This is a genomic window from Pseudoalteromonas sp. 1181_04, assembly GCF_052850545.1.
The window spans coordinates 231,211-254,293 of the sequence record NZ_VXCS01000002.1 but is presented as its reverse complement, the minus strand read 5'-3'; the positions used below and the strand labels follow the sequence as shown (position 1 = coordinate 254,293).

At 40.3% G+C, this 23,083-nt stretch carries 18 protein-coding genes; 8 read left to right on the top strand and 10 right to left on the bottom strand.

The annotated features are described in order from the left end of the window. Positions 1-278: 278 nt before the first annotated feature. A complete protein-coding gene (locus tag FW757_RS02520; RefSeq protein WP_149981097.1) occupies positions 279-1,205 on the bottom strand; it encodes an electron transfer flavoprotein subunit alpha/FixB family protein in 927 nt (308 codons plus the stop codon). Continuing rightward, a complete protein-coding gene (locus FW757_RS02515; protein ID WP_149981096.1) occupies positions 1,206-1,955 on the bottom strand; it encodes an electron transfer flavoprotein subunit beta/FixA family protein in 750 nt (249 codons plus the stop codon). It abuts the gene before it with no gap. A 195-nt stretch (positions 1,956-2,150) separates the two neighbouring features. Here FW757_RS02515 and FW757_RS02510 point away from each other — a divergent pair, with 195 nt between their 5' ends. From FW757_RS02510 to FW757_RS02485, 6 genes are all read left to right on the top strand, one after another. Next, complete coding sequence (locus FW757_RS02510; RefSeq protein WP_182717845.1) at positions 2,151-3,797, top strand: electron transfer flavoprotein-ubiquinone oxidoreductase; 1,647 nt, start codon at positions 2,151-2,153, stop codon at positions 3,795-3,797. Positions 3,798-3,936: 139 nt separating this feature from the next. Further along, the gene (locus FW757_RS02505) at positions 3,937-4,407 is read left to right on the top strand and encodes an acyl-CoA thioesterase (protein ID WP_145233918.1); all 471 of its coding nucleotides are present in this window, start codon (positions 3,937-3,939) and stop codon (positions 4,405-4,407) included. A gap of 222 nt (positions 4,408-4,629) precedes the next feature. Further along, a complete protein-coding gene (locus tag FW757_RS02500) occupies positions 4,630-5,202 on the top strand; it encodes an outer membrane beta-barrel protein (RefSeq protein WP_182717846.1) in 573 nt (190 codons plus the stop codon). A gap of 108 nt (positions 5,203-5,310) precedes the next feature. Then, entirely contained in the window at positions 5,311-6,015 is a 705-nt protein-coding gene (gene tsaA / locus FW757_RS02495) for a tRNA (N6-threonylcarbamoyladenosine(37)-N6)-methyltransferase TrmO (protein WP_446440824.1), read from the top strand. Positions 6,016-6,105: 90 nt separating this feature from the next. Beyond that, positions 6,106-7,830, top strand: a complete 1,725-nt coding sequence (locus FW757_RS02490; RefSeq protein WP_182717848.1) for a proline--tRNA ligase — start codon at positions 6,106-6,108, stop codon at positions 7,828-7,830. Between the two features lie 151 nt (positions 7,831-7,981). Next, entirely contained in the window at positions 7,982-8,824 is an 843-nt protein-coding gene (locus FW757_RS02485; protein ID WP_182739270.1) for a UDP-2,3-diacylglucosamine diphosphatase, read from the top strand. A 17-nt stretch (positions 8,825-8,841) separates the two neighbouring features. Here FW757_RS02485 and FW757_RS02480 read toward each other — a convergent pair whose 3' ends face one another. From FW757_RS02480 to FW757_RS02465, 4 genes are all read right to left on the bottom strand, one after another. After that, positions 8,842-11,892 (bottom strand): ATP-binding protein, encoded by a 3,051-nt coding sequence (locus FW757_RS02480; protein ID WP_446440823.1) that lies wholly within the window; start codon positions 11,890-11,892, stop codon positions 8,842-8,844. Between the two features lie 192 nt (positions 11,893-12,084). After that, positions 12,085-13,293, bottom strand: coding sequence for an ABC transporter permease (locus FW757_RS02475; RefSeq protein WP_182830918.1), 1,209 nt, complete (start codon positions 13,291-13,293; stop codon positions 12,085-12,087). Continuing rightward, positions 13,286-14,074 (bottom strand): ATP-binding cassette domain-containing protein, encoded by a 789-nt coding sequence (locus FW757_RS02470; protein WP_149981088.1) that lies wholly within the window; start codon positions 14,072-14,074, stop codon positions 13,286-13,288. The genes FW757_RS02475 and FW757_RS02470 overlap by 8 nt, the downstream gene beginning before the upstream one ends. Then, a complete protein-coding gene (locus FW757_RS02465) occupies positions 14,071-14,880 on the bottom strand; it encodes a DUF3025 domain-containing protein (protein WP_182717853.1) in 810 nt (269 codons plus the stop codon). The genes FW757_RS02470 and FW757_RS02465 overlap by 4 nt, the downstream gene beginning before the upstream one ends. Positions 14,881-14,988: 108 nt before the next feature. Here FW757_RS02465 and FW757_RS02460 point away from each other — a divergent pair, with 108 nt between their 5' ends. Further along, the gene (locus FW757_RS02460) at positions 14,989-16,614 is read left to right on the top strand and encodes a M28 family metallopeptidase (protein ID WP_446440822.1); all 1,626 of its coding nucleotides are present in this window, start codon (positions 14,989-14,991) and stop codon (positions 16,612-16,614) included. Positions 16,615-16,683: 69 nt separating this feature from the next. Continuing rightward, positions 16,684-17,856, top strand: a complete 1,173-nt coding sequence (locus FW757_RS02455; protein ID WP_149981085.1) for a putative manganese transporter — start codon at positions 16,684-16,686, stop codon at positions 17,854-17,856. 65 nt (positions 17,857-17,921) lie between these two features. Here FW757_RS02455 and FW757_RS02450 read toward each other — a convergent pair whose 3' ends face one another. The 4 genes from FW757_RS02450 to astE all read right to left on the bottom strand — a co-directional run bounded on the left by FW757_RS02450 (position 17,922) and on the right by astE (position 23,013). Beyond that, positions 17,922-19,499, bottom strand: coding sequence for a dihydrolipoyllysine-residue acetyltransferase (locus FW757_RS02450; RefSeq protein WP_446440821.1), 1,578 nt, complete (start codon positions 19,497-19,499; stop codon positions 17,922-17,924). Positions 19,500-19,507: 8 nt separating this feature from the next. Further along, positions 19,508-20,485 (bottom strand): alpha-ketoacid dehydrogenase subunit beta, encoded by a 978-nt coding sequence (locus FW757_RS02445; RefSeq protein WP_145233893.1) that lies wholly within the window; start codon positions 20,483-20,485, stop codon positions 19,508-19,510. Next, the gene (locus tag FW757_RS02440; RefSeq protein WP_182783667.1) at positions 20,485-21,699 is read right to left on the bottom strand and encodes a thiamine pyrophosphate-dependent dehydrogenase E1 component subunit alpha; all 1,215 of its coding nucleotides are present in this window, start codon (positions 21,697-21,699) and stop codon (positions 20,485-20,487) included. The genes FW757_RS02445 and FW757_RS02440 overlap by 1 nt, the downstream gene beginning before the upstream one ends. A 261-nt stretch (positions 21,700-21,960) precedes the next feature. Then, positions 21,961-23,013 (bottom strand): succinylglutamate desuccinylase, encoded by a 1,053-nt coding sequence (gene astE, locus FW757_RS02435; RefSeq protein ID WP_145233889.1) that lies wholly within the window; start codon positions 23,011-23,013, stop codon positions 21,961-21,963. Positions 23,014-23,083 lie beyond the last annotated feature (70 nt).

Genomic DNA, 23,083 nt, shown 5'->3' with positions numbered 1-23,083 from the left:
GAAGCTAGCTTATTGATTATTAATTTTTTAGTTCTAAATTTCTAGTCATTTAGCCTCAGCTTAGCGTGTCCTGACATTTTGCGCAAAAAAAGTGTAAAAAGGCAATCTGTGTTAAAAAAATAATGCACCCAACTCACTAAACGACAAGTGATACTCCTTTTTCATGGTAATTGCTTAGTTAGATATTACAGACTTTCTGATTGGTAAAATAAAAGAAAAAAAGCCGCGTGATCAGCGAACTGATCACAACAGCTTTTAACAACCAGAATCGTTATAAATTAGAGTGCTTGTTCAAGCTCTGGTAGCACATCAAATAAATCCGCAACAAGGCCATAGTCTGCAACTTGAAAAATAGGCGCATCGGGATCTTTATTGATTGCAACAATCACTTTTGAATCTTTCATGCCTGCTAAATGCTGAATTGCGCCACTAATACCTACAGCAATATATAAGTTAGGCGCAACGATCTTACCGGTTTGACCCACTTGCATATCGTTTGGCACAAAGCCTGCGTCAACCGCAGCACGAGACGCACCAATTGCCGCGCCTAGTTTATCGGCAATACCATTAAGTAATGAAAAGTTCTCGCCATTTTGCATACCGCGTCCACCTGATATAACCACTTGCGCAGCAGTTAACTCTGGGCGCTCAGATTCGGTTTGCTCAACACTTACAAATGCGCTTAATTCACTGCTAAACACAGAATCAACAACACGACTCTCAGCGGGAGCTTGCTCACCTTGCAGATCAAAGCTACTTGCACGAACGGTGAGCACTTTTTTGCTATCAAGTGATTTTACAGTTGCGATGGCATTACCTGCATAGATTGGGCGTTTAAATGTATCAGCGTCAACCACATCAATGATTTCTGAAATTTGTGCAACATCAAGTAATGCGGCAACACGTGGCATAAAGTTTTTGCCCGTTGTAGTGGCACTAGCAACAAGATGCGAATAATCTGGCGCAAGCGATAACACTAAATCTGCGATGTTTTCAGCTAACTGATGCGCATACTCGCTATGATCAGCCACCAGCACAGTGTTTACACCAGCAATACTGGCCACTATTTCACTCATTGGTGCTACGTTTTCACCAGCAATTAGTACATCAACAGCAAAACCAAGCTTTAATGCTGCGTTTATGGTTTTAGAAGTTTCAGGCTTTAAACTGCCATTGTCATGATCTGCTATAACTAATGTTTTCATTTAAATCACCTTCGCTTGTGTTTTTAATAAATCAACTAACTGCGCTACATCATCAACAATGATACCGCCACTGCGTTTTGCCGGTTCATGTACCGCAACAAGTTCGATACGCGGGGTTAAGTCTACACCTAAGCTATCAGCTGCAATTACCTCAAGTGGTTTACGTTTGGCTTTCATAATATTTGGCAATGATGCATAACGGGGTTCATTCAAACGTAAGTCTGTTGTGACTACGGCCGGTAACTTTAATGCCACTGTTTGTAAACCGCCATCAACTTCACGCGTCACATTAACAGTGCCATTTGCTATGTCGACCTTTGATGCAAACGTACCTTGCCCGCGCCCAGTAAGAGCCGCCAGCATTTGACCTGTTTGATTGTTATCTGAATCAATCGACTGTTTACCTAAAATCACCAGTTCAGGGGCTTCTTGCTCGACGATTTTAGCAAGCAGCTTTGCAACGTGCAGTGATTCTAATTTTTCGTCAGTCTCAATATGAATCGCTTTATCGGCGCCCAGTGCCAGAGCTGTACGTAATTGTTCTTGAGATGCTTTAGCACCAATGGTTACAGCAATCACTTCAGTGGCAGTGCCCGCCTCTTTTAAGCGGATAGCTTCTTCAATGGCAATTTCGCAAAATGGGTTAAGTGCCATTTTCACATTAGTTAGATCAACGTCGCTATTATCTGCTTTAACGCGTGCTTTTACGTTGTAGTCGATAACTCTTTTTATTGGAACGAGAACTTTCATAGGAACTCCATAATTATTTAAACCTACAAGCTAACGTGTACGTCAACCTATTTATTTTATGAAATCAGACTACTTCCTGTTGACGTAAACGTCAACCTAAAATAACCTTAAACTATTCATCGCCTGTAACGTTTCATTTGCAAGTATGAAATTGCCCTCGTAAAGGCACAGGTCCGTCACATAAAAGAGGTTAATATGGTCGAACGCGAAACCATGGAATTTGATGTCGTTATTGTCGGCGCAGGCCCTGCAGGCTTAGCTACCGCCATACGATTAGCGCAACAAGCACAAGAAAAACAACAAGAGTGCATGATCTGCGTGGTTGAAAAAGGCTCCGAAGTGGGCGCCCATATATTATCGGGCGCAGTATTTGAAACCACCGCTTTGGACGAGTTACTGCCCAATTGGCAAGAACTTGGCGCACCAGTGACCACTAAAGTAACCAGTGATGAAATATATTGGTTTAATAATGACAGCAAAGCCACCGCTATCCCTCACTTTGCCGCACCTAAAACATTTCATAATTCTGATAACTATATTGTCTCTATGGGTAATGTATGCCGCTGGCTTGCAGAGCAAGCAGAAAACCTAGGGGTTGAGATTTTCCCAGGTTTTAGCGCACACTCACTGATTATTGAAGATGACACAGTAAAAGGCATTATTACCGGCGATATGGGCCTTGATAGCAATGGCAATGAAAAAGATGGCTTTATGCCTGGCATGGAACTTCGTGCTAAATACACTGTATTTGCTGAAGGTTGTCGTGGTCACTTAGGTAAACAGCTGATCACTCAATTTGCACTTGATCAAGATGCCTCACCGCAACATTATGGTTTAGGCTTTAAAGAAATTTGGCAAATCGATCCTGCTAAACACAAGCAAGGCACGGTAGTTCATGGCACCGGTTGGCCCTTAAGTGCAGATACTAACGGTGGTGCGTTTATGTACCACAGTGATAATAATCAAGTTGTAGTCGGCTTAATTGTTGATTTAAATTACTCAAACCCGCATTTAAGCCCGTTTGATGAATTTCAGCGCATGAAACACCACCCAATCTTTAAAGATGTATTAGCCGGTGGTGAACGTATTGCTTATGGCGCTCGTGCGATTGCAAAAGGTGGCTTACACTCATTACCAAAAATGCACTTCCCGGGTGGTTTGTTGGTCGGCTGTGATGCTGGCACCTTGAATTTTGCCAAAATCAAAGGCAACCACACAGCGATGAAGTCAGGTATGATTGCCGCTGAGGTGATCTTTAGCGCGCTTACAAACGAGCAACAGCATACTGACTTAGTTGACTACAGCGAAGCATTTAAACAAAGCTGGGCTTATAAAGAGCTATACCAATCACGTAACTTTGGCCCTGTGATGCATAAGCTAGGAAAATTTCTTGGTGGTGCGTATAACACCCTTGATCAAAATATTTTTGCAGGGGCATTACCTTTTACTTTTAAAGATAATATCCCAGATCACGCAACGCTAGTTGATAAAAATCAGGCCAGTGTCATTAATTACCCGAAGCCTGATGGTCAACTCAGCTTTGATAAATTATCTTCGGTGTTTTTATCAAATACCAATCATGAAGAATCTCAGCCGTGTCATTTAAAACTAAAAAATAGCGCTATTCCTATCGATGTTAACTTAGTTAAATTTGACGAGCCTGCTCAGCGCTATTGCCCGGCGGGTGTGTATGAGATACAGCAAATTGCCGGCAAAGACGAGTTTGTGATCAATGCACAAAACTGCGTGCATTGTAAAACCTGCGATATTAAAGATCCGAGCCAAAACATCACCTGGGTAACACCTGAGGGAGCCGGTGGTCCCAACTACCCAAATATGTAATCTAAATACAATTAAAGCGCTTGATACAGCGTAAAAATAATATTTTACATATAAGTTATAAACCTATCCTAAATTGCAGGGGCTTCGGCCCCTTTTTTGCGCTATGCTAATAAGAATTATATATGAGTGAGATATTTTTATGCCGTCGTCTAATGTTGTATTCCGTTTTTTAGCAGAGCCCACCGATGTGAATTTTGGCGGGAAGGTTCATGGCGGTGTCGTCATGAAGTGGATTGACCAAGCAGGTTATGCCTGCGCTGCTGGTTGGAGTGGTCATTACTGTGTCACTGTATCTGTCGCTGGGGTTAAATTTCGTCGCCCAATTCTAGTTGGTCAAATTGTTGAAGTTGAAGCTAAAATTGCCCACACTGGCAAAACCAGTATGCAAATCTTTATACAAGTTCGCTGTGGCGATCCGAAAACGCGTAATTTAGTTGAGACTAACCACTGTGTAATTAGCTTTGTTGCCATGGACGAAACAGGTTACCCCGTAGCAGTGCCAGAATACATCGCAGTGAGTAATGAAGACAAAAAATTAGAAAACTACGCAATTAAGATGAAAGAGATTGCCATAGAAACTGAAACTTTATTGCATAAATCAGAACCCTGATCACCTAAACTATCTATCTGTAAAAGCTACATCCTAGTCAGAAATATTTTCTCCAGCCAAACTGAACGAGCGTTTAAATAGCGCTCATTGGTATACTTTATATGCTATAAAAGACTATAACTGGCTGTTTTTAAGCCAAATTAATCATGGCACGCACCATGCAATATTAAAATTAACCGGTAATTTAAAGGTTATATTTTTATTTTGTAAAGGAGCTATTAAATGATTAAATCAATTTCACTTTCTGCTATCTCATTAGCATTGTTAGGTTTTAATACTGCAGCTAGTGCAGAAACAACAAACATGGATTACCCTCGCGTATATACAGGTATTGGCTATGGTCAATACTCATTCAAATTTGAAGACTCTGATGACGACATCGATTTTGATGATGATTCACAAATGCTTAAGGGTTACGTTGGTACGCAATTTAATAAGTATTTAAGTTTAGAGCTTGCCTATCAAAACTTTGATGAAGTAAGCGATATTGATAGCTATGCTGAAGTTGATGGTGTGTCTTTGGCCGCACGGTTAGCTGCCCCTATTACGGATAGCTTCTCTGTCTATGCTAAAGGTGGTTGGCTAGAATGGGATGCTGAGGTAACCAGCGACCTTCCTGCTATTGGTAAGATATCAGCAGATCAAAGTGGAGGCGATGTATTTTATGGTGCAGGTATCGAGTACGCATTCACCACCAACATGCAGGTACGCTTTGAGTATGAACGCTATGAACTAAAAGATGAAATTGATCCAGAAATGGATGTAGCATCGGTTTCATTCCAATATATGTTCTAAGAAATGCTTAACCTATTTTGAGGTTATTTAGCAGTAAAAGGCAGCTTCGAGCTGCCTTTTTTGTTTTTAGCGGTTAGAATATCGTATCTTTAACAGTAATTGAGTTTCATGAGCGATTTTCAACTAACGGCTATTGGCCATATTCAATCTCCTTATAAACAAAAGTTCGCCATTCCTCGCCAACCGCGTTTAGTTCCACAAGCAAAAGCTAAGTTGGTATTTGCTGCTGATTTTAACCGTGAAGAATTTGTTCGTGGTTTAGATGAATTTAGCCATATTTGGTTATTGTTTCGCTTTCATGAAACTGCAGATAAAGGCTACTCAGCCATGGTTAGACCACCGCGTTTAGGCGGTAATGAGCGCAAAGGCGTATTCGCCACACGCGCGACCTTTAGACCCAATGCCATAGGCATGAGTGCCGTCAAACTTGAAGGCATAGAGTATAAAAATGGCCAGCTGTGTTTATTATTGGCAGGCATAGATTTACTTGATGGCACCCCGATTTTAGACATCAAACCATATTTACCTTATTCAGATGCCATGGTTGATGCCACTGCAGGCTTTGCTGACACGCGCCCAGAAACGCAAATGACCGTTGAGTTTAGCCCGCAAGTGCAGGCGTTTATTGAACAGCAAACCAACTTCCCACAGTTGGATGACTTTATTAGTAATGTACTTAAGCAAGATCCTCGCCCTGCCTATAAAAAGCAAAAAGAGGGTGAACAAAGTTATGGAATGACCTTGTATGATTTTAATATCCGTTGGCAAGTAAACGACGAGCATAACTATGTCACTAGCATAGAAAAAAGTTAGAAAAACACACTTAGCGCTTTAGTGTAAAAGCAACCGCTGCTAAACTGAGTGCCCAATTGAAATAATAATTTTATAACTATCGGAATAAACATGCGTACCAGTCAATATATACTCGCAACACTTAAAGAAACGCCATCAGATGCTGAAATTGTATCGCATCAATTAATGTTAAGAGCGGGCATGATCCGTCGCGTCGCGTCGGGCCTATATACTTGGTTACCCTCTGGATTACGCGTGTTACGAAAAGTCGAAAACATTGTGCGTGAAGAAATGGACAAATCAGGTGCAATCGAAATGTTGATGCCTGTTATTCAACCTGCGGATCTATGGGAAGAGTCTGGCCGTTGGGAGCAGTTTGGCCCAGAACTTATGCGTTTTACTGACCGTCACAATCGTACTTTCGCGTTAGGACCAACCCATGAAGAAGTGATCACTGACTTTGTTCGTAAAGAAGTAAGTTCGTATAAACAATTACCGCTTACTTTGTATCAAGTACAAACAAAAGTGCGCGACGAACGTCGTCCTCGTTTTGGGGTTATGCGCGCGCGTGAATTTACTATGAAAGATGCCTATTCATTTCATTTAAGTGAAGAATGTTTAGATGCAACTTATCAAGTAATGCACAAAGCATACTGTAATATATTCGATCGCTTAGGCCTTGATTACCGTCCTGTTATTGCTGATACCGGCTCTATAGGTGGTAGTGTATCTCATGAATTTCATGTGTTAGCTGAATCAGGTGAAGATGCTATCGCCTTTAGTGATAAAAGTGACTACGCAGCAAACATCGAAAAAGCAGAAGCATTAGCGCCAAGTGAAGCGCGCCCTGCTGCCGCAAAAGAATTAAAAGCATTCCCAACGCCTGATGCGAAAACTATCGACGAGCTAAAGAAACACTATGGTGTTAAACCTCATCGCAGTGTTAAAACACTGATTGTTTACGGCGCGCCAAATGAAGATGGTCAACGTGGTTTAGTTGCATTAGTAATACGTGGCGATCATGAGCTTAACGAACTTAAAGCTGAAAAACATCCATTAGTAGATTCTCCACTGGAAATGGCAAACGAGGCTGACATAATTGCAGCCATTGGTGCTAAACCGGGTTCATTAGGCCCTGTTGGCTTAATCATGCCAATTTTAGTAGACCGTACAGCCAACGTAATGGCTGATTTTGTAGCCGGTGCTAACAAAGATGACGAGCATTACAGCGGTATTAACTGGGATCGCGATGTAACTGAGTATGAAGTTGCTGATCTACGTAATATTGTCGAAGGTGATCCTAGTCCATGTGGTAATGGTACTTTACATATTAAACGCGGTATTGAAGTTGGCCATATCTTCCAGCTTGGTACTAAGTACTCAGAAGCGATGAAAGCGGGAGTATTAAACGAAAGCGGTAAAAACCAAATAATGACTATGGGTTGTTATGGTATTGGTGTATCGCGTATTGTCGCAGCGGCTATTGAACAAAATAATGATCAATACGGTATTATTTGGCCACAGCCAATCGCCCCGTTCGATTTAGCTATTGTGCCAATGAATATGCATAAATCGCATCGTATACCAGATATCGCTAATAACCTTTACGACGGTTTAAAAGCCGCAGGCTTAGACGTGTTATTTGATGACCGTAAAGAGCGCCCAGGTGTGATGTTTAACGACATGGAATTACTCGGTGTACCTTTCACGTTGGTAATTGGTGAGCGTAATCTTGATGAAAACAAGGTTGAGCTGAAAAATCGCCGTACCGGTGAAAAACTAATGATAGATATTGATAGCGCTGTTGAAGCAATCAAAGCGGCCATGAACGCTTAATCATCAGCACCCTCTGTAACAAAAAAACCGCGAAATGCGGTTTTTTTGTTTTTGCACGATCATTAATTGTCATAGATGTTTCGTCAAACAGTCTTATAAACGTCATTCAAGTTGCTTAACTTTGTTGTTATTACACCGTGAGTAACCTCCTATGCACGACATCGAAAAAAGTGATAAAAAGTACTACCCAGCCGTTTGGATCTCCGATGTACATTTAGGCTATAAAGATTGTCGAGCAGATTACCTACTCGACTTTTTAAATAGTATTGAGTGCGATACCCTTTATCTAGTGGGTGACATCGTCGATTTATGGTCTATGAAGCGAAGTTTTTATTGGCACCCTAGTCACTATCAAGTATTAGCCTGTATTCAAGCCAAAGCAGTTCAAGGTACTCGAGTGATTTATATTCCCGGCAATCACGATGAAACATTCCGGCACTACGTCAATAACAGCCTATTTGGTATTGAAGTCCACCAGCAGTTTATTCACACAACCAAAGCCAACAAACGATTTCTTCTGGTTCACGGTGATGATTTTGACTCAGCAACTCGGTATAACAAACTGATCAGTATTGCCGGTGATGCAGGTTATGACTTTTTACTATTTTTAAATCGCTGGACTAATCGTATTCGACGCCTATATGGTGGTAACTATTGGTCACTTGCTGCTTGGATAAAAGCCCGCGTTCATAAAGCGCGTGAAGCAATAGAGGCATTTGAAAATGCTGCTATTCATGAGGCTAAAAAGCAAGGCGTAGACGGTATTATTTGCGGTCACATTCATCACCCACAACTCAAAGTCGTTGATGGCATTGTTTACTGTAATGATGGCGATTGGATAGAAAGTTGTACCGCAGTAGTAGAGCAAGAAAATGGTCGTATCGAATTGCTACACTGGTCTGACACTCAAACAGTGATTAATTCTGCTGATATTACCAAACTTAATCAAAATCTTGGTGGACCAAAGGCTAAACCTGAAAAATCAGTAGCTTAAAATTTAGACTGTGTGGTTTATTTTAACCACATAGCTAATTTGTCTTTCAAAACTTTTGGCTTTATGGGTTTGGTAATATAATCATTCATACCAGCTGTAATACAGCGTTCTCTGTCACCTGCCATAGCGCTGGCAGTCATAGCGATAATAGGCACTTTCGCATAGTCAGCACCAGCTTTGTTGCTGCGAATTGCAGAGGTCGTGTCATAGCCATTGAGGTTTGGCATTTGGCAATCCATAAAAATCAGATCAAATAAAGCTGTTTGCTCTGTATTTAATATTTCTAGTGCATCGAGGCCATCGCTGGCACATACAATAGTGACACCGGTATTTTTTAATATTGCTTTGGCAACTTCAAGGTTGATCATATTATCATCAACCAATAACACCTTAAAATTTGAGAAATCGTATTCAACATATTCTGTTTGCTCACTACCTTGGCTAGCAACCAAAAAACTATTATTAATACCAAACAAACTTGCTAACTTAAAGCTAAATTGATCTTGAGTAAGCGGCTTATTAAGTACATGGCAATTTTCAGGCACCTGCTCTTTGGCTTTTTTACTAAGCAATAAATCACGCAAAATTAATACATATTTTTTATTCTGCTTATTACATAAATTAATCAGTGTTTGTAAGTATGGGTGATCATTATCAACAACCAGTAAATCAACTTTTAACTCTTGATATTGTGCTTGGTAGTCAAATCGTTGAATATTATTGGCCGCTACTTGGCAATTTTTAATCAATAAATTAGTGACATTGTTATATACACTGTCGCTATCTATCAGCACGCCAACCTGAATATCTTTTGCCAACTCAACGGCTGTATTGAGCTTTTTCTCAGCTGCAATATGTAATTGCACTTGCGCTGTAAAACAGCTCCCTTTGCCTTTTTCACTGGTGACGCTAATATCACCGCCCATCAATTGCGCCAACTTACGACAAATTGATAAACCAAGCCCAGTACCACCAAAGTGGCGAGTGGTACTGGTGTCCTCTTGGGTAAAGGCCTCAAACAACTTATCGATATTTTTTTCAGCAATGCCGATGCCTGAATCTTCAATAACAAAGCTCATTAATAACTTTTCTTCAGTAAGATACTGACATCCAAGAGTCAAACTGACTTCACCTTGATGGGTAAATTTGAATGCATTATTAAGTAAGTTTATTAATATTTGTTTTAATCGGTGGCTATCTCCTACTAACATACGATCAATAACTTTATCGGTATGCAAAAACACTTCTAAGCCTTTACGCTGGGCTTGTAATGCCATAGAGGTGATCATATCACTGCATACAGTAATCACATCAAAACTGTGATTATCAATATCAAGTTTACCTGCTTCTATTTTTGAAAAATCCAAGATGTCATTAATTAATGTCATTAATGAGTTAGCGCTGCTATTGGCCAGCTCTAGGTATTGCTGTTGCTGTTGCGTTAGTGTGTCTTCTTTGAGCATTTCCAGCATCCCTAATACACCATTCATAGGGGTACGTATTTCATGGGAAATGTTAGCAATAAAATCACTTTTCGATTTACTGGCTGCCAACGCTTCTTCAATCGCACTTTCAAGTTCAGTTGTGCGTTGGCGAACCTTTTGCTCTAACGTACTATTGAGTTTTTCAAGCTCTACTTGAGTCTGTTTAAGTGAATTGATGTTTCGTAAAATCGCTGCAACCTGGTGGCGCTGGGTAAAAATATCAAACACGCTAGTAAGTGTAATTGAGTAAAAGTGTTGTTGATCCTGCGGATCAGTATACACGCCTTCAAATGATGGTTTTGACCCCTGCGCTATGGTTTCATCAATACATGAATTATCACTTTCAGCAAGCGTAAATAATTGCGTGAATTTGGTGTGATCAATAATGATATCAAAGAACTGCAACGCTGTTTTATTGGCATTACTGATAAGCCCATCCTCTTGTACTGTTAAGATTGCATCGAGGGAATTTTCAATAATCTTGTTATTACGCTCCTTCAAGGAGTGAAACTCTAATTTGCGGTTTATATACCTTTGGTATAACCACACTAATAACCACAAAGCAGTGAAAAGTGAAATAATTACCAGCACAAAATGATCACGACGCTTAGCAACGTCTTTTGCCAAAATATCGGTATTAATTGATACCGCAAGTTCAAGGGGCAACATGCTAATGTTATTTTCTAAACTAATACGTTGTTTTAAATAATAATGGCTTGGTAAATCATGAAAAGGTAAAGTCGCTTGGCTGCTCATATCTTGGCTTTGACTAAATACACTTGACCAAGTAATGTCTTGACCAAACTCAAAACCAAATCGCAGTTTAGGATCTGGGTGAAATAAAAACTGCTGCTGATCATTTAACAGATAAACATCAACCCCAGCAGGTGAACTAAAAGTAACACTATTAAATAACTCATCAGCAAAATAATTGGTTACTAATACAGCAAACACTGCTCCTTGTTTATTAAATACCGGCTTAGCAACTCGGTAGGTACTCACGTAGGGGATCTGAATTTGGCCATGCTCTCGATTATAGTTAATCGGTGATATATAGACAGATTCACTATCTAACCTGCTGGCATTAAGCATGTAATCCCGCTGCCCTTTTTGTTGTAATAAGTCTCCCTCTAGGCGAACCAAAGCATCATTGATCCTATCAACACGGACAATTTCTTGACCATTATCAGCAAGGGTAATATATCTGGCTTGTAATAGCTGCGGGTCAGTGCGCATAAAGCCACTAAATATTTCAGCTAAGCGCGTTTGCCATATTGCGATGGGAGTATTTAATAGTGGATCAATAAGGTTATTTGCAGCGGCTCGGCTGATGCCACTGATAGGCGGTGTGGCATTTAAAAAGTTGATTGACGAAACACTGTCTTTTAAATGTCCTTTTAACATCAGTGCTTTTGTATCAAGCTCTTGCTGTAGTGTGGTTTGGGCAACCTGGTAAACATCTTTGCGTACTTTCAGCTCAAATATATATAAAGCAGGTATTGCGAGGATGAAAAAAAACAGCAATGCTAATAAAGAAAGTTTATTACTGCGAAATAAATTAAAAAATGTCAGTGAGTTGCGCATCAAAATTGCCAGTTTGCTTTCAAATACAAACTACATTATAGAGCAATTAAAAAGTTATCTCTGCGCTTTTTATCGATTCTTAGTTTTTCTAAGGAAACTATAGTAATAAAAAATGACGAGCTAGCCCGTCATTTTTATTATTTAACTAAGAGTATTGTAACAACCACGCCCAGCCTACTTCTATATAATTTATTATCTAAATAAGACTTCTTCTTTATTAAACCATTTAACACAAAATGCTAATAGTGCACCGGCAACAATCACGGTCGCTAAAAAGATTAGTCCAAGTAACGTGTAATCAATCGTACCTTTGATAATTTCTTTAATCGCTAAAGCCACATTAGTAACCGGTATAAATGCGGTTTTAGCTGTTAGCTCAACATTCGGTAGTAAAGCAACAATGATAGGAAATATCACCCCCATACTCAGTGGTGTCATGTAATTCTGAGCTTCTTTAAAGCTACGCGCATAAATCGATATTGCTAACGCAAGAGAAGAAAAAATCGCGGCGACGGGTAATAAAATAATAAAAATGAGTGCCAAATCTAATACGCGTAATGAACTAAATGCTGTTTTTATCACATCCAAATCAATGAAAGAAATCGCGATACTGATCCAAACGCCCATACTCAACACGGTTATCGTTGTGGTGGCGATTGACGCTGCAAGTAAAGTAATAAATTTACCTAATACAAGTTGCGTACGGGTGATTGGTGTCAATAGTAACGTTTCTAATGTGCCGCGTTCTTTTTCACCTGCACCTAAATCAATTGCTGGGTATGTTGCTCCCATCAATACTAATGGGATCAGTAAGTAAGGGATAAAGCCGCCTATTTTCTCACCTAAATTTTCTCGTTTATCAGCAGTATCAACTTTTACAACTTTGATTGGATCAATAATTGCACTTTGTTGCTCAACTGAAACACCGTAGCTTAATAGTTTTTCAGCTCTTAGCTTATTACCAAATTCTTCAGCAAGCTCTTTTACTCTGTCGAATAAAAAGTTAATCGCTTTAGCATCGTTATAAACCACTTGCCACTGACTTTGTTTTGCGTCATCAAGGTTTTGTTTGGCATCTGCGGGTAAGAAAATACCCATATCAATGGTGCCGGCTTTAACGGCCTCTGTAAGCTCTGCAACTGTATTAAAGGTGTGATCACCTTTGTATAATTGAAAACTTTTATGATAAAAAACTTTATCTGTGAATGATTGCGCATATTCGCCATTGATAACGGCATAGGTATGAACTTTTTGTTCGGCTTCAAGTGTTGCTTGAGAACTAATAAATGCCATCACCGCAAATAATAATGGAAAGATAGCAACTGGTAATGCGACAATAAAAATGAGTGTTTTTTTATCTCGTAATAGCTCCTTTAATTCCTTTTTAAATACTTCAAACATTATTTTTCTCCGTCAATATATTCATAAACGCTTGATTAAGTTCGTCGCTTTTACCCACTTTTTTAAATTCGTCAAGACTGCCGTCAAAACAACTGATACCTTCGTTGATCACCGCAACGCGGTCACACAGTAGCGCTACTTCATCTAAATGATGGGTTGAAAATATAACAGGAGTCCCTTGCGCTTTAAGCCGTTTTATAAACTCGATCACCGTTTGAGTGGTCATAATGTCTAATCCAGTGGTCGGCTCATCAAGTACCACGACTGCCGGATGGTGCACAACTGCGCGGGCTATATTGGCTTTTTGCTTCATACCCGTTGATAAATTATCAGCACGTTTATCAATAAAGCTATGCATATCGAGTAAATCAAATAACTCTTCACACCGTGCTCTAATCGCGTCTTTACTCATACCGTGTAGTTTTGCAAAATATTCGATATTTTCTTTTACCGTTAAACGGCCATATAAACCGGTACTGCCAGATAGAAAACCAATAGACTTACGACCAAATAGTGGTTTTTTAATGATGTCTTCACCAGCAATAATTATTTGCCCTTCATCGGGTTTTAACGCTGTCGAGATCATTCTTAGCGTGGTGGTTTTTCCTGCACCATTAGGGCCGAGTAAGCCCAGCACTTCGCCTTTATTACAATGAAAGCTGACATCTCGCACCGAATGAAAATAATCTTTATCTTCACGGGGATCTATTTTATCGACTTTGTTTTTTTTATGGTCTTTAGTTAGCTTAAATTTCTTTTTAAGCCCCGTAACTTCTATCATGTTCGTGTCCTTCGTTTTGGTCTAAAGTAATCCGTATTACTATAAAACTCGGGGTTATTATTATCATACCAGCCTGGTACGCCTAGCAGTGGTAATGGTGAGAGCTGGCTATTGTCCCTTAAACAGTTATCGACGCTAATCATCTCATAAAGGGTTTGATCAATATACTGATACTGCTGGGCTAAATCTTTACAAAATATGTCACTCGGTACTTTTACAAATAATGCTTTACCTGTCAGACCAATATACGGCTTTGTTAGCATTTCATAATTAGCGTGGCCGAACATAAATGGCGCAATGGTTTTACCCCACAACGCTCTTTGCTCAATAAATGCCTGCTGCCATTGATGATTTTTAAGTAACGCAGGCCAAACATTATCACTTACAGCAAGTACAACCCCACATTCATCAAACAAGGTTAAGGCATTGCGGTGTTTTGAGCGTACTTTAGTGCCGTGAAGTGTGATCTCTTCAACATGGCGTTGATTGATCAATGCTTTCGTTTTAGGAAATAAACACCAGATAAGTCCACCAAATAAGTCATGCCAATTTTGTTGTCGCGTTGGTACTTTACCGGTATCAAAAATGATTTGCTCATAATAGCGCTCTTCCTCACTAAAGCAGGCGTCTTCAACAAAGCGAATTGTTTGCTGATTTGCATTTTTAGCATCTAAAAATGATGAAATCCACGCACATTGCGGCCAGTCGGATAAACCGTTTAAAGAAAACAGTGTATTTAAATGGCTAAATGCACCATTTTCTAAACTGGCGCTATGCCATTGTTCGTAAGGGGTAAAACGCTTCATGAGTATCTTTAGCTTTACAATTATTATGGTTGGAGTTTACCGCAAAAACTGGTTCTCTTTAATAGAAGTTCTTATACTGAGCTCACTTAAAACAAAAAAAGAGCGACTATGAAACGTTATTTTTCTCTGACACTCCTTGCAACTGCGGTACTTGCAGGATGTGCAACAACAAGTCTCACCTCTGATGATGTTAGCAAAGGGTATAATTCAATCAATGCCCAACAACTCGCAGAGCATGTCAAAGTGCTTGCCTCCGATGAATTTGGAGGCCGCGCTCCATCTTCAAAAGGTGAAGAACTCACACTAGCTTACCTTACTGATGAATTTAAAAAACTAGGTTATCAACCAGGTAATGGCGACAGCTTTTTACAAGAAGTTCCGTTGGTGTCTCTTGAAGCAGATCCAAACATGGTGTTAACTATCGGCGGCAAAGATTACCAGTATAAAAAAGACATGGTAATGGGCAGCAGTCGCATTAGCGAACGCCAAAGTATTAAAGACTCTGAACTGGTATTTGTTGGTTATGGTGTTAATGCCCCAGAATATAATTGGAATGATTACGCAGGTTTAGATGTTAAGGGTAAAACTGTGGTGATTTTAGTCAACGACCCTGGTTTTGCCACTAAAGATCCTGCTTTGTTTACCGGTGATGCCATGACTTACTATGGCCGTTGGACTTACAAATACGAAGAAGCCAGCCGTCAAGGTGCTGCTGGGGCTATCATCGTTCATGAAACTGCACCGGCCTCTTACCCTTGGTCTGTGGTTGAAAACTCATGGAGCGGCGAGCAGTTTGGTTTTCAAAAAGAAAACAATAATATGGACAGAGTCGCTGTTGAAGGTTGGGTAACCACAGAGGTTGCTAACGAGCTTTTCACTAAAGCAGGTTTAGATTTTGCCAGTGCGAAAACCAATGCAGCAAAAGGCGCTTATCATGTTGATATGGGCGATTTAACGGCGTCTGTTGCGGTTAAAAACACCATCAAAAAATCAATTTCATATAACTTCATTGCGACTTTACCCGGTAGTGAAAAACCAGATGAGCATATTATATACTCAGCACACTGGGATCACTTAGGTACTGATAAAAACCGTAAAGGCGACCAAATCTACAATGGAGCACATGATAACGCGACAGGCACTGCAGGCTTAATTGAAGTAGCAGAAGCGTTTGCAAGCTTACCAAAGCACCCTAGCCGCTCAATGACTTTCTTGGCAGTGACAGCTGAAGAGCAAGGTTTATTAGGATCTAAGTATTATGCTGCACACCCAGTGATAGCAGCAAATAAGACAGTCGCTAATATTAATATGGATAGCTTGAACTTGTTAGGCAAAGTAAAAGATATCAGCGTGGTTGGTATTGGTAAATCAGAAATGGACTCGCTATTAGCACAGGCAGCTAATGCACAAGGGCGCACGGTCTCCGGCGATCCTAAACCATCTTCAGGCGGGTACTATCGCTCTGATCATTTTGCTTTCGCCAACATGGGTATTCCAGCGATGTATGCGGGTGGTGGCAGTGAAGCACTTGACGAAGATACGGCTAATTATCGTAAACGCATGAGCTTAGTGCTACGTGGTTGTTACCATCAACCATGTGACAGATACCGTGATGAATGGGATCTATCGGGAGCTGTACAAGACTTACAACTGTTTTATCAAGTAGGTTTTGATATTTCAGAGCAACCACAATGGCCCAAATGGAATGCGAACTCAGAATTCCAAAGAAAATAACGCAAATGATATTGATTTTCATTTAATTTGAATCTAAAGTGCAACTTAGATAGTTTTTAGGTTGCACTTATGTTTTCACTTTCACTGCCCAAAATTAGTTTTCCAGCGTCCACACATTTTATTACCAGTAATAAACGGCTGCTATTACCGCTATTGTTGTTGTGTTGTTTAGCTTATGCTCCTTTGCGAGCAATGACATTGACGGCAATGAGTGATGCGTTTTTTCAAGTTAGTATATTTGTTGCCGTCACTTTATTTATCTATTACTACGCCATCGATCGGTTGCCTCACTTAGAGCTTGGCTATTTAAGCCAAAAATCACCCTTGTTAGAAATTAGTTTTGCTTCACTACTAGGAGCTTTACCTGGCTGCGGAGGCGCCATCATAGTAGTGACACAATTTACCAAAGGACAAGCGAGCTTTGGCTCTATCGTTGCTGTATTAACAGCGACCATGGGGGATGCTGCATTTTTACTATTAGCAACGAAGCCGCTTGAAGGCTTACTTATTATGATTATTGGCCTAAGCGTTGGTATTATCAGCGGATCCTTAGTCAATGCATTTCATAAGCAAGATTATCTTCGCCCAGCAAAAAATGATTATGCTGATGAGTGCTTAAATCAGCCTAGTAAGGCAATTATAGTCAGTAAATCAATTTGGCAAATTATTATGATGCCCAGTCTTATTGTGGCAATAATGATTGCTTTCAATACTGACTTTTCAGCCTTTGATGCTCTACTTGCTGAATCAATAACCTTATTTGGCGCTATTATGGCGCTATTGGCTGTTACCACTTGGGCGCTGTCGTCTAAAGGTCAAAGCTATCAACAAGTAACTTCAGAAGAAGAGACTATAACGCCCCCTTCAAAGCTATATAAAGTTTTGCAAGACACCCATTTTGTTACGGCATGGGTAGTTGCCTCATTTATGCTATTTGAGTTATTAGTAACATTTGCCGGTGTGGATTTAAAAGCCTGGTTTACTCACTATGCATACTTAGCGCCTTTAATTGCCGTTTTGATTGGTTTTTTACCTGGCTGTGGACCACAAATAGTGGTAACTACATTGTATATTCAAGGCATCATTCCCTTTAGTGCCTTAGCTGCGAATGCAATATCAAATGACGGCGATGCCCTTTTCCCTGCAATCGCAATGGCACCACGTGCCGCATTTGTGGCAACAATATATTCGGCAATTCCCGCTTTACTCGTTGGCTATGGCTTATATTTCTTTGGGGTGTAAGTCACTGACATAAAAAAGCTCAGCGACTGCTGAGCTTTGATAAAATGAATAATTAAGAGCTACGCTTAACTCATTGCCATCATCATTTTGGCTGGGTTTTCTAAATACGATTTCCACAAGTTATTGAATCGCGCTATCGTGGCCCCATCAATCACTCGGTGATCGCCTGACCAACTAACTTGCATAATTGCAGCAGACACCACTTGCCCTTTGGCATCAAAACGCGGTAGATGTTGTAATTTACCCAATGCCACAATCGCCACTTCTGGCTTGTTGATAATTGGCGTCGCAACTGTTCCGCCAATCGCACCAATATTAGAAATGCTAATTGTGCCGCCTTTGAGATCGTCAGGGCTAACACGTCCTTCACGGGCAGCATCCGTCAATCGCGTTACTTCATTGGCTACATCAACAATACTCTTTGTTTGACATTGTTTGATATTTGGCACTAACAAACCAATTTTAGAGTCAACTGCCATACCGATATTGTGATCATCAAAGTAGCTAAGCTCAGTGCATTCATCATTTATTTTCGAGTTTAATACCGGAAATTCTTTCATAGCCAGCGATAAGGCCTTGATGAAAAATGGCATCATTGTCAATTTAACGCCTTGTTGCTTATATTGCTCTTTTAAATCACTGCGCAAAGCAATCAAAGTTGTTAAATCAATCTCATCACAAAATGTAAAATGTGGGATAGTCGTTACCGAAGCAACCATTTGTTTAGCCATTGCTGCTTTGATGCCTTTAATTGGCTCAATACGCATGCCGCCAGTGTCGCTAGCTGTGGTTTTCGTAACGTCAGGCTTCGTTTGCAGTGGTGATGTATCAATACTATTTGGCACTTCCCCTTTCACAAACTGTTCAATGTCCTCTTTGTAAATACGGCCATTCTTACCACTGCCTGGGACTGTGGTTAGATCAACATCAAGTTCACGTGCTTTGCGTCTTACTGCCGGTGATGCGACCGCCTTTTTATTAATTACAGGGGCTGTCACTGACTTTTCAACTACTGCTGGTTTTTGCTCTACCGCTTTTGTTTGTGCTTTCACTAATGCATCATTGATATCGACAACGTTTGCTTGAGTGCCTGCAATCGACATTTGAAAAAGTGGACTGTGTACTTGTGCAACATCCCCTTTAGCATAATAAAGTTTTACCACTGTGCCGGTATATTTAGCTGGAATTTGTACCAGTGCTTTATCTGTCATTACATCACAAACGGCTTGGTCTTCTTCTATCAAATCGCCTTCGCTGACTAACCACTCAACAATTTCACACTCAACAATTCCTTCACCAATATCGGGAAGGATAAAATCCTCAACGACTTCAGCGTGAGTATTTGTTTGCGTGTGTTCTATCGCGCTGGTTGTTTCTGGTTGAGTATGATCGGCTGTAGTCTCACCAGCTACATCCATTGCAAACAGCGGGGCATGCACTAAAGCAACATCCCCTTTAGCATAATAGAGCTTACTGATCACACCATCATGAACCGCAGGAATTTGCACCAGTGCTTTGTCTGTCATTACATCACAAATCGGTTGATCTTCAGCTACGGTGTCGCCTTCGGCTACTAACCATTCAACAACTTCACATTCAACGATACCTTCACCGATATCCGGTAAAATAAAATCTTTTGCCATGATGACTCCTAAAATTCGACCGATTGCTTGATTGCTGCGAGCACTTTCAACGCATCAGGTACATATTCTTTTTCAAGCGCTAATGGATACGGAGTATCTAAGCCGCAAACACGTAAGATAGGTGATTCTAAATGCAAAAAACATTCTTGTTGGATTGTCGCCGCAATTTCTGCACCAAAACCATTAGTGATTGGTGCTTCATGGCTAACAATAAGTCGCCCTGTTTTTGTCACTGAGTTAACAATCGTTTCCATATCCCATGGTAAAATACTACGTAGATCAATCACTTCACAACTAATACCTTGCTCACTTGCACGTTTTGCAGCATCTTCGATGATTTCCATCTGTGCGCCCCAAGCAAGTAGTGTTACATCCGTACCTTCACTAACTATTTCAGCTTTACCCAGTTCAATGCTGTAATCTTGTTCAGGAACTTCACCCGTTGATGCACGATATAAACGTTTAGGCTCAAAGAAAATAACTGGATTATCATCTTTAATTGCAGCACGTAATAAGCCCTTTGCTTGGTAAGGGTTGCGAGGGACAACAATCTTAAGTCCCGGGGTATGTGCAAAATAAGCTTCAGGTGATTGCGAATGATATAAACCACCGGCAATACCACCACCGTAAGGAGTACGGATAGTCAGGTTGCCAACATTAAACTCGTTACCGCTTCGATAACGAAATTTAGCAGACTCATTTACTATTTGGTCAAAGGCTGGAAATATATAATCGGCAAATTGAATTTCAGCAAGTGCTGGTGCGCCAAACGCTGCTAAGCCATTAGCAAAACCCATGATCCCTTGTTCGGTTAATGGTGTATTAAATACACGGTGCTGACCATATTTCTCTTGTAGTCCAGACGTTGCGCGAAATACGCCGCCAAAATAGCCAACATCTTCACCAAAAATACACGCTTGCGGATGTTCAGCCATGGTTATATCAAGGGCTGAATTAATCGCATGTAACATATTCATTTTAGCCATTACTTAATTCTCCCTGCAGTCACTGGGTAAGCATCGGGGTGTTGCTTGATATGCGTTTTCAATTGCTCGTATTGACGTTGCAAAGAAGGGATCGGTGTATCATATACATCCGACACCAACTCTTCTAAGGCCGGTTTTGCAATCACTTCAGCGCGTTTTAATGCGGCTAGGATATCATCACGAATTTGCTCTTTGGCTTTATTGTCTTCTTCTTCATTAAGCCAGTTTTGCTTAATTAACCATTTGCGAAAACGTTCGATTGGACAAGATTGATAATTTGCTTCTTCGTCTTTTGAACGATAGCCACTAGGATCATCTGATGTAGAATGCGCGCCAAGGCGATATGCAATCGATTCAATTAAAATCGGCTCACCTGTTTTAGTGGCAAGTTCACGGGCTTTTTTAGTTGCGGCATAAACAGCAAGTGCATCAGCACCATCAACACGAATCGTTTTAATACCATAACCTACGCCACGAGAAGCGATGCCGTCGCCCTTAAATTGCTCATCCGCAGGGGTTGAAATCGCATAACCGTTATTGCGAGCAAAAAATATAACCGGTGACTTATGCACTGCGGCCATATTTAAACCAGCATGGAAGTCTCCTTCTGAAGCAGCCCCTTCGCCAAAGTAACAGATAGTTATGTTATCTATCGTTGAGCTTAGCTCACCTGATTTTGCATCTATGTGTTTAATTTTTTGGCCGTACGCGTAACCTGTTGCTTGCGGTATTTGAGTGCCTAGCGGCGATGAGATAGTCATGTAATTAAGTGCACTTGAACCGTAGTGAATTGGCATTTGGCGACCTTTACCTAAATCCAACTCATTTGAAAACATTTGATTCATAAACTGATCAAGTGTGAAGCCACGGTAATGAAGTGCAGCCTGCTCACGGTATTGCGCCATGATCATATCGTCTTGATCAAGTGCCGCAGCAGACGCTGTCACTGCCGCCTCTTCGCCTAAACATTGCATGTAAAAGCTTACCCGGCCTTGGCGTTGAGCAGCTTGCATACGCTCATCAAGTGCACGAATAAAACGCATTGTTTCATACAAGCGCAGCGCAGTACTTTCATCAATATCGGGGGCTGTTGCACCGTCGTGGATATCGCCATCCTCGTTTAAAATACTCAAGGTCGGAATATTTAAGGCATGACCGTCAATAAATGAGAGAGCATGACTAATATTCAGCGATACGTTATTTGGATTGCTCATAACCTACCTTCTTTTGTTGTCGTAAACAGTACAAGTCAGTTGTTATTATTGGCTGTGCTCTGCAGGATAAACTTTGCAGAAACTGTACTGTATTTAAATTAAAGCTGCTAACACTTTACGTTAACGTAAAGTGTTATTCAACTAATCATAGACGAAACAAAGTTAATTGGCGACAGTGGCATTGGAAAGTTAACTATACAAGAGCATAAAGTATATACAATCATATAGTTAACGATTTGAGCTGACCTGCAAAGCAACAAATTAAATAATATTATCAGTCAGTTGTAATGGTATTACCGTTAATAATGCACGTTGTCCAAGGGCAACATCGGCATTAGGAAATATAATTGCTTCGCCTTCAACATCTGCGTAATAACAGGTCTGACCATCCGTTGCGAGTAAATCACCTTTGCTAAACCCGGTAAAATTCTCGGCATCATCCGAAAAAGGAAACGAAAAATCGTGTTCAGTGCGATTGATTGATCGGTGCACAGCAAATAACTCAAAGTCACTTGCATCAAATTCTTTATATATCACTTCTTTTTGGCTAATTAATGCGATTAGGGTCGCTTTGGTTTTCGCAAAACGACTCATATCATTTTCACCAAACGGTTTTACTTGACCAAGTTCAACGGTAAATGAATCTGCACCATGAACAAAAGAAGAATAGTAACTAAAAGTGGTGGCTGGTGATTTCATCATTAGCACCGTATTTACTCCACAGCTTAATAAAAACTGTAGTTGCGACTTTTTCCACGGTTTACCATGCAAAAATGGATATACAGCAAATTTATCATTTTTTGAACCACGAATAGCAGTGTGTAAATCGTAATGACAGCGCTCTCGCTGCTGACCGCCGCGTTGATAAAAGTCACTAACATATTGTTCAAGCTTGGCCGCTCGTGTGCGCTCATTATTCATCTTTACACCTTCGACAGTGTGATGACCATTAAATAAACGGTTTAGATTTTCTTCTACAAAACGCTTGTCAATATTAATTGATTGCGGGTTACCAAAAATAAACAGTACACGCTGTGCTAGTTGTAAATCGCCTAAGATAATACGCTTAATTAATTCATCGCAAATTTCAATAGGTGCTGTTTCATTACCATGGATCGCACTTGAAAGTACCACATCGATTGTAGTAGCGCATTTTGGTTGAAACTCTATAACGCCAGTGTCATGAATAGTTACAGTGGTACCATTACTTAAAGTAAAAGCACTCGGTGCTAAATGCCATTCATTATTACGGCTGAGAGTTAAAAAATCGCCTTGCTGTTGTAATTCGTTTAAATACTCTGAGTTGGCTGTCATAATCCAAATGCCTTCATATTATTATGCAAATGAGAAACAAAAACGGCTGAATAAATCAGCCGTTATAAAA